General features: G+C 40.9%; 15 protein-coding genes and 1 pseudogene. 13 read left to right on the top strand and 3 right to left on the bottom strand.

Going from position 1 to position 12,534, the window contains the following annotated elements; genetic code table 11:
* Positions 1 to 441 precede the first annotated feature (441 nt).
* From ELS82_RS26305 to ELS82_RS13585, 10 genes are all read left to right on the top strand, one after another.
* Positions 442 to 750: a hypothetical protein gene (locus tag ELS82_RS26305; protein WP_167489313.1), complete on the top strand. Its 309-nt coding sequence runs from the start codon at positions 442 to 444 to the stop codon at positions 748 to 750.
* The gene (locus tag ELS82_RS13630; protein ID WP_167489311.1) at positions 747 to 1,100 is read left to right on the top strand and encodes a VOC family protein; all 354 of its coding nucleotides are present in this window, start codon (positions 747 to 749) and stop codon (positions 1,098 to 1,100) included. The genes ELS82_RS26305 and ELS82_RS13630 overlap by 4 nt, the downstream gene beginning before the upstream one ends.
* A gap of 142 nt (positions 1,101 to 1,242) precedes the next feature.
* Positions 1,243 to 1,776, top strand: coding sequence for a DUF6817 domain-containing protein (locus ELS82_RS13620; RefSeq protein ID WP_134835952.1), 534 nt, complete (start codon positions 1,243 to 1,245; stop codon positions 1,774 to 1,776).
* A 202-nt stretch (positions 1,777 to 1,978) separates the two neighbouring features.
* Entirely contained in the window at positions 1,979 to 2,317 is a 339-nt protein-coding gene (locus tag ELS82_RS26935; protein ID WP_081984263.1) for a DUF6404 family protein, read from the top strand.
* Between the two features lie 156 nt (positions 2,318 to 2,473).
* Entirely contained in the window at positions 2,474 to 2,812 is a 339-nt protein-coding gene (locus ELS82_RS13610; protein WP_134835951.1) for a GFA family protein, read from the top strand.
* A 143-nt stretch (positions 2,813 to 2,955) separates the two neighbouring features.
* Positions 2,956 to 3,360 (top strand): putative signal transducing protein, encoded by a 405-nt coding sequence (locus tag ELS82_RS13605; RefSeq protein ID WP_134835950.1) that lies wholly within the window; start codon positions 2,956 to 2,958, stop codon positions 3,358 to 3,360.
* A 146-nt stretch (positions 3,361 to 3,506) separates the two neighbouring features.
* Positions 3,507 to 3,923, top strand: a complete 417-nt coding sequence (locus ELS82_RS13600) for a GNAT family N-acetyltransferase (RefSeq protein WP_134835949.1) — start codon at positions 3,507 to 3,509, stop codon at positions 3,921 to 3,923.
* 132 nt (positions 3,924 to 4,055) lie between these two features.
* Entirely contained in the window at positions 4,056 to 4,448 is a 393-nt protein-coding gene (locus ELS82_RS13595; RefSeq protein ID WP_134835948.1) for a hypothetical protein, read from the top strand.
* Between the two features lie 203 nt (positions 4,449 to 4,651).
* Complete coding sequence (locus ELS82_RS13590; protein ID WP_134835947.1) at positions 4,652 to 5,041, top strand: hypothetical protein; 390 nt, start codon at positions 4,652 to 4,654, stop codon at positions 5,039 to 5,041.
* Between the two features lie 145 nt (positions 5,042 to 5,186).
* Positions 5,187 to 5,585 (top strand): hypothetical protein, encoded by a 399-nt coding sequence (locus ELS82_RS13585; RefSeq protein ID WP_134835946.1) that lies wholly within the window; start codon positions 5,187 to 5,189, stop codon positions 5,583 to 5,585.
* Positions 5,586 to 5,642: 57 nt separating this feature from the next.
* On the opposite strand, the gene ELS82_RS13580 is transcribed toward ELS82_RS13585, so the two are convergent.
* Together ELS82_RS13580 and ELS82_RS13575 are read right to left on the bottom strand one after the other, a co-directional pair.
* On the bottom strand, positions 5,643 to 6,005 hold the full coding sequence (locus ELS82_RS13580; protein WP_134835945.1) for a hypothetical protein: 363 nt from the start codon (positions 6,003 to 6,005) through the stop codon (positions 5,643 to 5,645).
* Positions 6,005 to 7,849, bottom strand: coding sequence for a hypothetical protein (locus ELS82_RS13575; RefSeq protein ID WP_134835944.1), 1,845 nt, complete (start codon positions 7,847 to 7,849; stop codon positions 6,005 to 6,007). Before ELS82_RS13575 ends, ELS82_RS13580 begins: the two co-directional genes overlap by 1 nt.
* Before the next feature lie 583 nt (positions 7,850 to 8,432).
* Between ELS82_RS13575 and ELS82_RS13570 the strand changes: the two genes are divergently transcribed.
* Positions 8,433 to 9,008 (top strand): recombinase family protein, encoded by a 576-nt coding sequence (locus ELS82_RS13570; RefSeq protein WP_134835943.1) that lies wholly within the window; start codon positions 8,433 to 8,435, stop codon positions 9,006 to 9,008.
* A gap of 591 nt (positions 9,009 to 9,599) precedes the next feature.
* Here ELS82_RS13570 and ELS82_RS13565 read toward each other — a convergent pair.
* Entirely contained in the window at positions 9,600 to 9,974 is a 375-nt protein-coding gene (locus tag ELS82_RS13565) for a hypothetical protein (protein WP_134835942.1), read from the bottom strand.
* Between the two features lie 716 nt (positions 9,975 to 10,690).
* Here ELS82_RS13565 and rbsB point away from each other — a divergent pair.
* Together rbsB and rbsK are read left to right on the top strand one after the other, a co-directional pair.
* A pseudogene (gene rbsB / locus ELS82_RS13560) lies at positions 10,691 to 11,458 on the top strand (ribose ABC transporter substrate-binding protein RbsB); the annotation flags it as partial.
* A 143-nt stretch (positions 11,459 to 11,601) separates the two neighbouring features.
* Positions 11,602 to 12,522, top strand: coding sequence for a ribokinase (gene rbsK, locus ELS82_RS13555; RefSeq protein WP_134835941.1), 921 nt, complete (start codon positions 11,602 to 11,604; stop codon positions 12,520 to 12,522).
* Positions 12,523 to 12,534 lie beyond the last annotated feature (12 nt).

The raw sequence follows: 12,534 nt of genomic DNA, 5'->3' as shown, positions 1-12,534 counted from the left end.
GTATGTAGCGCGAGTTTGGTTACGCAACTAACAATAAATTTAAGCAGATTCGCAACGCTTGGCATTTTTGGTTTGAATCAACTTTAGTGTTTACGGCAGAATGCTTTAGGTCAGGTGGTGGCGTTGCTCACTACTTAATTTGGCGTTATGTTTACTTTAAAATCAGAGACTTAATGGTCTTGGGCTTTAGTTCTTTGTCCCTCTGGCAATTCGTCCCTAGTAGACTCAGCAAATCCGCATTGTCGGACTAAGTTCTTGAATCTCTCAGCCCGTAAAACATGCCAATGTTCGCGGGTTGCTTCATTATCAGGTCGTGGCGGTCGGCTTCTTGTTTAACTGGCTTAAAGTCGCTTTTAGGTTCTTTGCCAAGTAGCATTTCGGTTTGGCAGTTGTCTCGGCAATTTGCCATTGTTTTGTGCTTTGGTTGGAAAGACAGGGCGCTTGTTGAAAGTTCCTAGCGTTGCCTCATTGGGCAGGGAAGTGGAATTACTTGTTTTGGGTTGGTCGCCTTTGGCGGTCAAGTTGGTTCATACCTTGTGGTTTGCTTCAGAAAACTTGTTAGAAATAGAAGTTCTTTCTCAAGTAAATCATGTATTTGTGGTAAAACATAACAAACAATTCAACAGTGATTCGCAACGCTTGGCGCTCTCACTTCGGGTTGAATTTAGTGTTTACGGCGCAGTTTTTGGGTTCAGTGCTTGCGCTGCTCACACGTTAATTGGGCGTTATGTGGTTGGAGAAAAATTATGAATCCATCAGCGGTTCTTGTTCATGTCCCAGATGTAGCGAAAGGGCTTGAATGGTACAAGAAAGCTTTTCCAGAAGCCGTTCCGATTTACCATCCTGACTTTGACTTCACAGCGCTTGATATAAATGGTTTCTCACTAGAAATAGTCAAAGCAGACAAAAAGGTTGGTGCTGGTAAAAGTGGCGCAGTTGTTTACTGGTCAGTAGATAACTTATGTGTTGCCTTGGCTCATTTTGAAGAACTCGGTGCGTGCCTTTATCGTGGACCAATGGAAATTGAAGATGGTCTTTCAATGTGCCAAATTGAGGACCCATTTGGAAATTTAATAGGACTACGTGGGAAAACCACATAACAAATTGTTCAAGAGGGATTCGCAACGCGTGGCATTTTTACTATGCGTTAGTTTTAGTGTTTAAGGTGATATTCGGCGGCTTTTGTATTGCGTTGCTCACCCCTTAACAGGGCGTTATGCGACCTAAAGGGAATTGAGATTTATGGATAAATTTGGAATGCTTCAAGAACTTGGTGCGGGCGACTTTCAGCACCTCAATGGTTCATTGGAAGCGCACCTAAAAGGCACTGAAAAAGTTCTAATTAACTGGGGTAGTAGCGAGTTACTTCAAATCGCAGGTCTCTTTCATGCCGCTTATGGAACAGCGGGTTTCGATGAAAATATGGTGTCGCTAAGCCAGCGCCAAGAAATAGCACGAATAATTGGTAGTGATGAAGAAGCATTGGTTTACTTGTATTGCTCATGCGACCGAGACTATGTATTCCCCCAATTTGGCAAAGTGCTAGAAATCCAATTTAAAGACAGATTTACTGGTTCAACATTCAAACTCGACAATGCAATGGCGAAATTGTTTTGTGAGTTAACTGTTGCTAATGAATTAGAGCTTGTTTATAGCAGTGAAGAGTTCAAGCTTAAGTATGGTGCTGAACTATTTGAACTCTTCCAAGGCATGGAGAGTTACTTAAGTCCTGAGGCCAGAAAGGCGTACAAATCAGCATTGTCGAATTTCGCATAACAATAAATTTAAGAGTGATTCACAACGCTAGGCGCTTTCACTTCAAGCCAGTTTAGTGTTTATGGCACAATGGTTTAGGTAGGGCGGTTGGCGTTGTTCACACCTTAATTTGGCGTTATGGTCACTTTTGGAAATCTTGAAGTGTTTCCAAGTTAAAGAAGCACTATTTGTGTATCCTTTACCTCAAAATAGGAGGTTGGGAATGAGCTATGAGAACAAGCTTGGGCGTGCCTTTAGAGAGTTGGAAGCCGCAAATATATGGAAATGTAACTACAATCCACCGTTACATAAGTGGCTCAGAAGGGCAGGATTGAAATTACGACCGCCATTTTACGTCTCTTTCGCACGTAATCTACTGATACGATTCTTTGAGTTTTTCATCTTTTACTTTCCAATTCTCTCATTACTCAGAGTCGAGTCGACAATTTCAAACTTGTTATATGAGTCCATAATCACCAGTGTATTTTACTCGCTGGTAATGTGTTCTTACTATCGGTGGACTTTTAGGCGGTGTGAGTTTACTTGCTGGGAAAAGCTTTAGAGAAACCGTGAACATAACAATAAATTTAAGCAGATTCGCAACGCTTGGCACTTTCGGTTTGAATCGGCTTTAGTGTTTACGGCACAATGGTTTAGGTTAGGTGGTAGCGTTGCTCACTACTTAATTTGGCGTTAGGTGAATACGGGGAATTATCGAATGAAATTAAAGTGTCACTGCGGAAACGTTAGCTTGGTGTTGAGTTCGCTTCCTAAAGAAGTGGGAGAGTGTAACTGTTCTATTTGTCGTCGCTATGCTGCGGCTTGGGCGTACTTTTCTCCAGAACAAGTTCAAATCAGCATGAATGAGAAAACGGCTTTCTATTGTTGGGGTGACAAAGAAGTAGAATTTCATCGTTGCAACTCATGTGGTTGTTTAACGCATTACGTAACGACACAAAAATGTTCTGAAGATATCTTAGCTGTAAATATGAGAATGGCTGAATATGAAGTGCTTTCTGGTATCCCAGTTCGGAAGATCAATGGTGCATCGTATTAATCACCTAACAATAAATTTAAGCAGATTCGCAACGCTTGGCATTTTCGGTTTGAATCAACTTTAGTGTTTACGGCACAATGGCTTAGGTCTGGTGGTGGCGTTGCTCACTACTTAATTTGGCGTTATGCCACTGGGAGAAGTTTATGATTGTAGTAGCAAGGTTTTCTTTTCCTCATGAAGCCCATATTGCCAAAGCAAATCTAGAAAGTGCTGGTATTGAAAGCTTCATTGCAGATGAGCATACGGTGAATACACAATGGCTATATTCTAATGCTATTGGAGGTGTTCGCTTAATGGTTTCTGAAGAAGACTTAGAGGAAGCGACCGAGATTCTTACTAGTGATTTTTCTGAAAGCCTAGAAAGCTACTCTCAAGAAATAGGAGAGAAGCTAGACATTTGCCCTCACTGCGGAAGTAGTGACTTATCTGCCTATACAAAGGGCAAGCGGCCAGCGTTTCTAGTGTTCATATTGTTAGGCTTTCCTCTGTTTTTCTATAAACAGGGTTATAAGTGCAATCAGTGTGGTGAGTTCAGCGAAAAACTTTGAGTCGTGGCATAACAATAAATTTAAGCAGATTCGCAACGCTTGGCATTTTCAGTTTGAATCAGCTTTCGTGTTTACGGCACAATGGTTTAGGTGAGTGGTAGCGTTGCTCACTACTTAATTTGGCGTTATGTGATAAGGAGGTCACATTGAATATCGAATACAAAGTTAACCAGCAGATCTCAGCTGACGAGTTTATTGGTTTACTTAAGCGCTCGACGTTGGGAGAGCGTAGACCAATAGAAAATATCGAATGTATCAACGGTATGTTGGACAATAGTAATCTCATCATCACTGCTTGGGATGGTCCTAAACTGGTTGGTATTTCTCGCTCTATTACGGATTTCCATTATTGTTGTTATCTGTCCGACCTAGCGGTTGATGAATCGTACCAAAGGTCGGGAATAGGCAAGCAGTTACAAGTTCAAACTCAAGCTCAAATTCAGCCTACATGTAAACTGTTTTTAATCGCCGCACCGGCAGCCAATGACTATTATGGACAAATTGGCTACACCAAAAACGAGCGTTGTTGGGTGCTGGAGCGTGGTAGTGAAATTATCACATAACAATAAATTTAAGCAGATTCGCAACGCTTGGCACTTTCGGTTTGAATCAGCTTTAGTGTTTACGGCACAATGCTTTAGGTAGGTGGTAGCGTTGCTCACTACTTAATTTGGCGTTATACATATGGAGGTAAAATGGAAACTTTCGGAACAATTTATGCTAAAGCAATTGACGATCTGTCTTCCAAAATATTCATCCCCGTGTTCATTAGTGCTCTATTTTCAGAGCTTTCACCGTTATTGCATCCAAAGATGGGCTTCTGGGAAATTTATGTTCCGCTTTTTGTGGTCGGCATAGTGTTAGCGTCATTGGTCTTGCTGTTTCTTTCCTTTGCTGAGGTCTATGTCAGTGAGTTTCGAACTTACGTGGGAATGTTTTTTATGCCACTTGGGGCTATAGGGTTACTGCCACAGTATTTCGATGCCATATCAGTTCCGTATACACAGGTGACGGGGTTCTCGCTACTAGTGTGGTCATTTGTTTTAGCTAATCCTTTGCGGTTTGTTCAGCAACTATTGGATTATTAGCGCTAAAAATATATGTATAACAAAGCGTTTAAGACGGATTCCCAACGCTTGGCATTTTCGGTTTGATTCTACTTTAGTGTTTACGGCACAATGTTTTAGGTAGGGTGGTAGCGTTGCTCACCACTTAACGCGGCGTTAGCTGGATGTTTGTATTTGGGAGCGGTATAAATATAGTTGTACTTAATTCATCGTGAGACTATTTAATGAAATTACTTAAAGAAGATACAGATAAAAAAATTTATGAGCTTAACAATGGCAAAAAAATTGTACTGTTGGCTCAAGGTGACCTTACTATCAAAGTTGGAATCTTAGGTACCAGTGATCAGATAGGCTCGTTTGATTTTAATTTTATTGATGATGATAATGGTGGCATTTATAAATTGACTCACATGTTCCTGGATGAAATTGACGGGTATTTAGGCCAAGGCATTGGACGTCAATGTTTGCTATTTGCTAAAGAGCATACAGGTAGTGGTATTTTTTGTGGAAGGGATACTGGTGAAGAAGCTGATGATGGTAGTCACTTAACTGGTGACGGAACCGGCTTTGCTATGAAAATGCTTGAAGAAAAGATTCTCTCTGGGCAAATATGAATCCAGCTAACAAGCAATTCAAGCTGATTCGCAACACTCGGCGCTTTCACTTCAAGTCAATTTAGTGTTTAGGGCACAATGGTTTAGGTTTGGGTGGTAGCGTTGTTGACTACTTAATTTAGTGTTATGCATATTGGAGGTAATAATGTTAGCAATGATTGAAAAGTTGATTAATGAACATGGTTCGTCAACGATTTTGAAAGAAAGACTTCAGCTTATAAATGATAAATATGAAGTGTTAGAAAGTAAGCTGGCGTTAGCAGAAAAAGAAAATGAGTCTCTAAAGAAGGAACTCCAGAGGATTAGCTCTCAGCTGGAAGCTCAAGAGAAGTCAAAAGAATTCGTATCATTTAAAGGAGCTAAGTTTAAGCGTAAACCTTCGGGAAGCTTTGAGAACTCTGTTTATTGTCCTAAATGTGAAGGTGCCATGGTTGCATTGGAAAATATGTTTCCTTTCGTTTGTGGGTCTTGTGGCTCAACTGCTGGCTTTAATGGTGGGCAGCTTACAAAGGTTCTGCAAGAAGTTGCTTCAGAATATGCATAACAAGAAGGGATCCGTAGTTTACAGATCCCTAATTTCTCGTCTCTATTTGGTTAGTGATTATCGTCCACCAGCACCAATTATTCTTGCTTCAATCTCTGATAGAGACATTCCACTAGCAGGAGTTTTAACCTGTGCTGATTCATCATATAAACGTCTAACTTCTCTTTGAAGTGGATCACCACCAGACATTCTAGAACCAATCAAAGTACGAACTGTATCAGCCATATCAAACGCATCATTGACCATGTTCGTAGTCTTTTCAGTCTGCTTAAGTCTGTGCTTTCTAATAGCATCCTCTTTCAATCGTCTTTCACGATTGAGTTTATTAACCTCTGTACGATCAGGGAACATATCCAGAGTGACAGCTTGATTAGTTGGTTCTTGCTGTACCTTGTCTGGAAATTGGCTTAAATCAATCATTATCTGTGTGCTCCCATTGCTCTAGGTAGACCATTCTTATCAATGATGTAGTTAACCCCTTGGAATGAAACTTCGTCACCTACTTCATAACCTTTATCAAAGAGACTATTGATAGGAGTAGCAGCCGGAGCAGGTTGAGCATCAATTGATTGTTGGTTAGCTTCATCAATAGCCTGTTGCTGATCTTGAGGTCGAATATCAAAGTTACCATTCTTAAGACGAACAATTCCTAAGTCAGACTCAACCTGCTTCATGAGAATAGATTTCTCACGTTGATTTAGATTACGGTTAATTTCTGCTTCTGCTGCAAGTCTTCTAGTCTTGTACTCAAGCAAAGCAGTAGTTTTAATCACTGTATTCTTGAATGCTTGAGGGTTAGATCTCGATTGTTCGAAACCAGAAACAGACACTTTGAAGTCTTTAGAATCTTGGTTCGATGTACCTGCTGAACCTGCTTCTTTAATCAATTGAACGAATGAACCTGAATCTAGTTGTGTTGATGACGTTCTAACGTTTGCACGTTGTGTAGCTCTCTCATCAATCTGCTGATCTGACTGCAAACCTAACCCCTCTTGTACTGAGTCTGGTAGAGCTTTCACTACTGCATCTGCTGCACCTTCTGCCGTTTGTACATAACTAGCCAGCATATCAGATGCCCAATCACCAGACTTAGCACCATGTTGAGCTACTACACCGGAAGCTGCTTCCATTCCTACCGGATTAGCTAGAATATCCTTAAGGTGTGTAAGTTGTTCACGTACTGGCTCTGACACTTCACTAGCTTTATCAATCTTAGTTTGGTGTGCTTCCTGTTTCTCTTTTGATGCATAACCAGTCACTGGTTTAGCTTGGATCGTACTTAGGAAGTTATCAACTGATTCATTACCAGTGTTAAAGCCAGTAGTAGGAGCAAGATGTGATGTGTCTCTTTGTACTGGAGTAGTCACAGCATCAACTTGATCTAATTGCTCAGTCACACTCGGAACAGTACGTTTAGCAGGAGTGGTAGCAGTAGGAGTAACCGGAGTTCTACCAATGATTCTATTCTCATTGTCAGTAACTTGCTGCTGTTGCTGCTGTGCAGCTCGAACCAATGGATCTACCTGATTTGTCACACCACCAGTTAACTTAGCTTTAGCCTGTTGTGATTGAGTACTTCCACCAGCAATAAGAGCAGCATCTTGAGCTACATTAGGAGTAGTAGAAGTCTGTGAACTGGTCATGCCGGAACCAGATAATAAACTCTGACGGTAAGTTTCTACCTCTTCTGGAGTTCTATAAATCTTGGTTACTTTACCCGTAGCTCTATCGACTGTTTCAGAAACAGGAGAATTAGCATAATCAGTTACCAGTTTAGCTACTTCATGTTGCTGTCTGTCATTTTGCAGACCCAAGTTAAAACCATGCTGTTGCTGATTCTCTTCTAGTCCACGTTTATGCAATAGAGTAGCTGCATCTTGATCAGCTTTGACCTTAGCACCATGTTGCTCGAACCAAGCATTATTAGATCTCTCAGTCTGCATCATGTTGTCATAGTCCTGACCAATAGCGTCCATAAACTTAAGCTTAGTGTCACCACTTAGGACTGTATCACCTGCAAAAGTAGGATTAGATAGGAACTCTCTTTTCTCATCATCAGACATAGCCATGTAACGAGCTTGGTTCTCAGCTAGTGCAGCATTTTGCAGAACATCATAGTTCTGTTGGTTAATCTCATTCTGACGAGTAGCAATAGATTCAAGACCTTTTAAGGCTCTATCGAATGCATCACCTGCTTGCTGCATTCCGTACATTGAAACTCTATGTTCTGGAGCTTCTACCGCTTCCCATTTAATTTGTGACATAATATGCCTACCTTTCGATTGTTCTTTGTTTCTTTAGTTTCATAGAGACACTATCTAGTGTCTCTTGTTTTTCATAAAAGATTATACGGTCATAATGAGGTAATGAATAACAATGTGTTGACCCTTATATGGGAATTTCTACGCTATATTTTGGCAACTCTTATAGATTGTTAAATAATTTAGTAAGTTGTTGGTATTGTGTAAAAAACCTAAATTACCATCAACTACCCCCCCAAATGTTCTAAAACGTTATCACCTGTTCTAAGTACCCATCACCTATAGATCTTTATGTTTATCACTGTCTGCATTGAGCTGGTGGTCATGGTTCATTAGATAGGGAATAGGTACGCTCAAAAGTGAGATCGAGAATAAGCACACCGATGTAGCTTAGAAGTCACAGAGGAAATAAGAGGGGATAACTTAGGCTGCTATTGCTTACACAAAGGTAGTGTTTCGGTGTGTCTTATAAGCATGTCTATGTGAACTAAGATACAAATGTATCTTATAGGTCTATTGACCACCTTAAAGATGCAATGTATCTTATAGGTCTCTTATGAGACATTTCTTACTAACAGGCTATTACATGACACAATTTATCTATGGTCGTACTTCGACTACTAAACAGAACGTAGACCAACAAGCTAAGGTAATGATGGAAGCTTACCCATTAGCAGAAGTACGAACTGAGAAAGCAAGTGGTAAGGATATGGAACGTCCTGTGCTTCAATCTCTGCTATCTGAAATGGTAGAGGGGGATTCACTCATTGTTTATGACTTGTCACGTCTAGGTCGTAATGCAATTGGTGTGTGTACACTTGCTGAGGAACTTAAACAACGTGGGATCACCTTGGTTATTAAGACTCTAGGAATAGACACCAGTACACCAACTGGAACCATGGTTCTCACAACACTAGCGGCGGTAGCACAGATGGAACGTGAAATGATGTTAGAGAAACAAGCTATTGGTATTGAACGAGCTAAAGCAGAAGGAAAATTCAAAGGTAAGCAACAATCTGAAAAGACTATTGCAGCTTGTGAGAAAGCAGTACGACTAATGAATGAGAATGGTCTAGGTAAGGTAGATGCAGCTAAAGCAGCAGGTGTCAGTCGAGCAACACTTTACCGTTATCTAAATGATGTGAACCAGAAAAGAGCATGATCCAACAATCAGATATAACAAAGCCAGCATTGAGCTGGCTTTATCATTTCTTACGGTTTGCTATTGTCGGCTACTACAAGAGCAGAACCATAATACCACTACTGAGTGAATTGTCATTAGTCTATGTCCACCAGCCGAACCAATAAAGAGAATAGCTATAAGGTGGGAATCCCTCATTTAGCATCATCACACTAGCTACACACCTGAATGTGTACAAAAATCCACATTCAACATAATTCAGTCATAATGTGAAATAGCTACGGGACTATAAGAATTAAAATTCTTGTCCCTGTGCTACAACACATTATCAGAATTATATTAAATGCTCATGAAACTACGGGAACAAAGTTCCCTTTCACTAGTGGATAGCCCGAATCCATAACATCCATGTTATGGAGCTTCGAATGAACTACATTTAAATAGAAATTATCCATTGAATGAAATGGAATTAAATCACTATTAGAGAGATAGGATAATTTAAATTTAAAGACGTTCATTCTCGCCAAGGAATAGGAAACTAACGTTTCCTTATAACCAATATCCATAATAGATAATTGAATAGTTTCCTTCGGAAACTGCTGACGAGCAGCACTAGATAAACCTAACATCATTGTTAGTAGCATACTGCTGTTCACTCTTAGTCATAAGCCTAGTGTTTGCAGGGGAATGAACCTCATGACCTCTGATAGATCCAGCAGTACAGTTAAGCACATAGTTATAATTCTTAACCTTTGGATCTATCCCTAAGAGTTCACACTGCTTAATGAACCAAATAGCAAAGATACTAAAGCAATGCCATTCCTTATTAACTAAGTAACCATTGTATAGTTTGTAAGTCTTGTTATATCCCATATTGATCATGGCTTTCCATCTACCATAAATTAATGGATATTCATCGGGATCTACTTCAGTACCTATATAACCAATCCCACAGACACTAGGTTTATTAAAGTCTAACTTTCTCATAAGTAATAGCCTCATTAATTTAAATTCCCTTATAGGATATTTCATAAAATTAATTGTGAATATGCTACTTATGCTATGAAAGTTTCATTTCTATAGCTTATGTCATGTTTCAATTTTTCTAGATCTACTCTAGATGGTTCAATAAGTTATGACTTTGATTGTGTTAGCAATCCCTAATATAACCCTCAGATCCTAACCATATGATCCAACCTATAAAATGACTATTTCAACCCTTAAGGCTAACCCCATATTTAAACCATGGTTCTATAGCCTACTTTTGGTAGTGCCTAAATCGTCACTACCTAACCAAATAGGACAGCAATAAATGTTTATGTCCTAAGTAGTGAACCCTTATCAGTACTGGTTTTGAAACGTTTAAGGAGTGCAAATCTAATGACGTTTCCTAGTTATGAGGTAGTGCCAAATGTGGGATAATGACAATCCAATCTAAAGCAAATCTACCGTTGTGAAATGTGGGATTCCTGTCTATCCATGTAAGGAACTAACGTTCCTTTGAAACCATATCCAATAAGAGCACTGTTATTCGTTCCTTCGGAACGTGTTTTGGTGTGCCTAGTTAATTATTGGCAGATAGATAGAAATGCCTAGAGTAGCTACATAGAATGGAATGCTACTAACAAAGTACCTATAACACTGGTGATCTGATAACCTTAGTCACTTGCTGAAACCCCTGAAGCTATGAACAACCCTAAATATATTTTGTCACCATGAAAGATGGTGCGGAAGCGAAGGCAAAAGAGCTTGGTTACGACCTGATTGTTCTGGATTCGCAGAATGACCCTAGTAAAGAGCTATCAAACATTGAAGACCTTACTATCCGTGGTGTGAAAGCAATTCTGATCAACCCAACGGATTCAGATGCGGTTTCAAATGCGATTCGCATGGCTAACCGTTCTAACATCCCAGTGTTGACACTTGACCGTGGTGCAAGCCGTGGTGAAGTTGTGAGTCACATTGCGTCTGATAACGTAGTTGGCGGCGAGATGGCGGGTAACTACATTGTCGAAAAAGTGGGTATGAAAGCTAAGGTTATCCAGCTAGAAGGTATTGCGGGTACTTCAGCGGCGCGTGAGCGTGGTGAAGGCTTTATGAACGCTGTTAAAGGTAGCGACATGAACGTACTGGCGAGTCAACCTGCTGACTTTGACCGTACTAAAGGTCTAAACGTAATGGAAAACCTACTGGCGGCGAACCCAGATGTACAAGCGGTATTTGCTCAGAATGACGAAATGGCGCTAGGTGCTCTTCGTGCGGTTCAAGCTTCGGGTAAAGACGTGATGATTGTTGGCTTTGATGGCACAGATGATGGTATCGCAGCGGTTAACCGTGGCAAGTTATCAGCAACGATTGCACAGCAGCCGGATCTGATTGGTGCGCTAGGTATCGAAACAGCGGATAAAGTGTTGAAAGGTACAACTGTTGAGCACTACATCCCAGTTCCTCTGAAAGTCATTACTAAGTAGTAATTCTGCCTTCCTTCCCATTTTATCTGTCGTATGGGAGGGAGGGCGAATAAGCTTGCGTTCTTTAGCTCTATTTAAGAACGCAAACTTATTATTCCTGTTCAAATTGTATAAAAGGTTCACAAAGAACCGAGGATAACCGTATGAATAAGTTAGTGGTTTTAGGTAGTGTTAACGCTGACCATGTTCTTCAAGTGCCTTCTTTTCCTCGCCCAGGCGAGACGTTGCATGGTCGAAACTATCAAGTTATTCCTGGTGGTAAAGGGGCAAACCAAGCGGTGGCTGCCGCTCGCCTGAAAGCAGACACGGGCTTTATTGCTTGTGTCGGTGATGACGCGTTTGGTATTAATATTCGTGAAAACTTCAAGATGGATAACATCAACATCACGGGTGTGAAAATGCAGCCAAACTGCCCGACAGGGATTGCGATGATCCAAGTATCAGACAGCGGCGAGAACAGTATTTGTATCTCAGCAGAAGCGAACGCCAAATTAACCGCAGAAGCGATCGAGCCTGATCTTGAACGCATTCGCCAAGCAAACTACTTGCTGATGCAGCTAGAAACCCCTATGTGTGGTATTGAAAAAGCGGCGCAAGTAGCAAAAGAAGCTCGCACTAACGTTATTTTGAACCCAGCGCCAGCGCGAGAATTACCAGATTCACTGCTTGCATGTGTTGATGTGATTACGCCGAATGAGACTGAAGCGGAAGTGCTAACGGGCGTGACAGTAACCGATAACGACAGTGCTCAAGAAGCGGCGAATGCACTTCACCGCAAGGGTATTGAAATTGTGCTGATTACCTTAGGCGCTAAGGGCGTGTGGTTAAGCCAAAATGGCCGTGGTGAGCTCATTGCAGGCTTCAAAGTGGATGCGACAGACACCACAGCGGCGGGAGATACCTTTAATGGGGCATTGGTCACTGGTCTATTAGAAGATTTGCCTTTAGAATCAGCGATTAAGTTTGCTCATGCAGCTGCGGCTATCTCTGTGACTCGATTTGGTGCTCAAACATCCATTCCGACACGTGATGAAGTGAATGCATTTCTAGAACAACGAATCTAACTCAAGACCCAC

The sequence above is a fragment of the Vibrio ouci genome, from assembly GCF_004551525.1.
Taxonomy (GTDB): domain Bacteria; phylum Pseudomonadota; class Gammaproteobacteria; order Enterobacterales; family Vibrionaceae; genus Vibrio; species Vibrio ouci.
Note: the sequence above shows the minus strand (reverse complement) of the source record. Positions and strands in the feature narration are given on the sequence as shown.

Bases quoted from the DNA above. Each gene is read 5' to 3' on its own strand.
- ELS82_RS13630 (WP_167489311.1), top strand. From the start codon at position 747: ATGAATCCATCAGCGGTTCTTGTTCATGTCCCAGATGTAGCGAAAGGG.
- ELS82_RS13620 (WP_134835952.1), top strand. From the start codon at position 1,243: ATGGATAAATTTGGAATGCTTCAAGAACTTGGTGCGGGCGACTTTCAG.
- ELS82_RS26935 (WP_081984263.1), top strand. From the start codon at position 1,979: ATGAGCTATGAGAACAAGCTTGGGCGTGCCTTTAGAGAGTTGGAAGCC.
- ELS82_RS13610 (WP_134835951.1), top strand. From the start codon at position 2,474: ATGAAATTAAAGTGTCACTGCGGAAACGTTAGCTTGGTGTTGAGTTCG.
- ELS82_RS13605 (WP_134835950.1), top strand. From the start codon at position 2,956: ATGATTGTAGTAGCAAGGTTTTCTTTTCCTCATGAAGCCCATATTGCC.
- ELS82_RS13595 (WP_134835948.1), top strand. From the start codon at position 4,056: ATGGAAACTTTCGGAACAATTTATGCTAAAGCAATTGACGATCTGTCT.
- ELS82_RS13590 (WP_134835947.1), top strand. From the start codon at position 4,652: ATGAAATTACTTAAAGAAGATACAGATAAAAAAATTTATGAGCTTAAC.
- ELS82_RS13585 (WP_134835946.1), top strand. From the start codon at position 5,187: ATGTTAGCAATGATTGAAAAGTTGATTAATGAACATGGTTCGTCAACG.
- ELS82_RS13580 (WP_134835945.1), bottom strand. From the start codon at position 6,005: ATGATTGATTTAAGCCAATTTCCAGACAAGGTACAGCAAGAACCAACT.
- ELS82_RS13575 (WP_134835944.1), bottom strand. From the start codon at position 7,849: ATGTCACAAATTAAATGGGAAGCGGTAGAAGCTCCAGAACATAGAGTT.
- ELS82_RS13570 (WP_134835943.1), top strand. From the start codon at position 8,433: ATGACACAATTTATCTATGGTCGTACTTCGACTACTAAACAGAACGTA.
- ELS82_RS13565 (WP_134835942.1), bottom strand. From the start codon at position 9,974: ATGAGAAAGTTAGACTTTAATAAACCTAGTGTCTGTGGGATTGGTTAT.
- rbsK (WP_134835941.1), top strand. From the start codon at position 11,602: ATGAATAAGTTAGTGGTTTTAGGTAGTGTTAACGCTGACCATGTTCTT.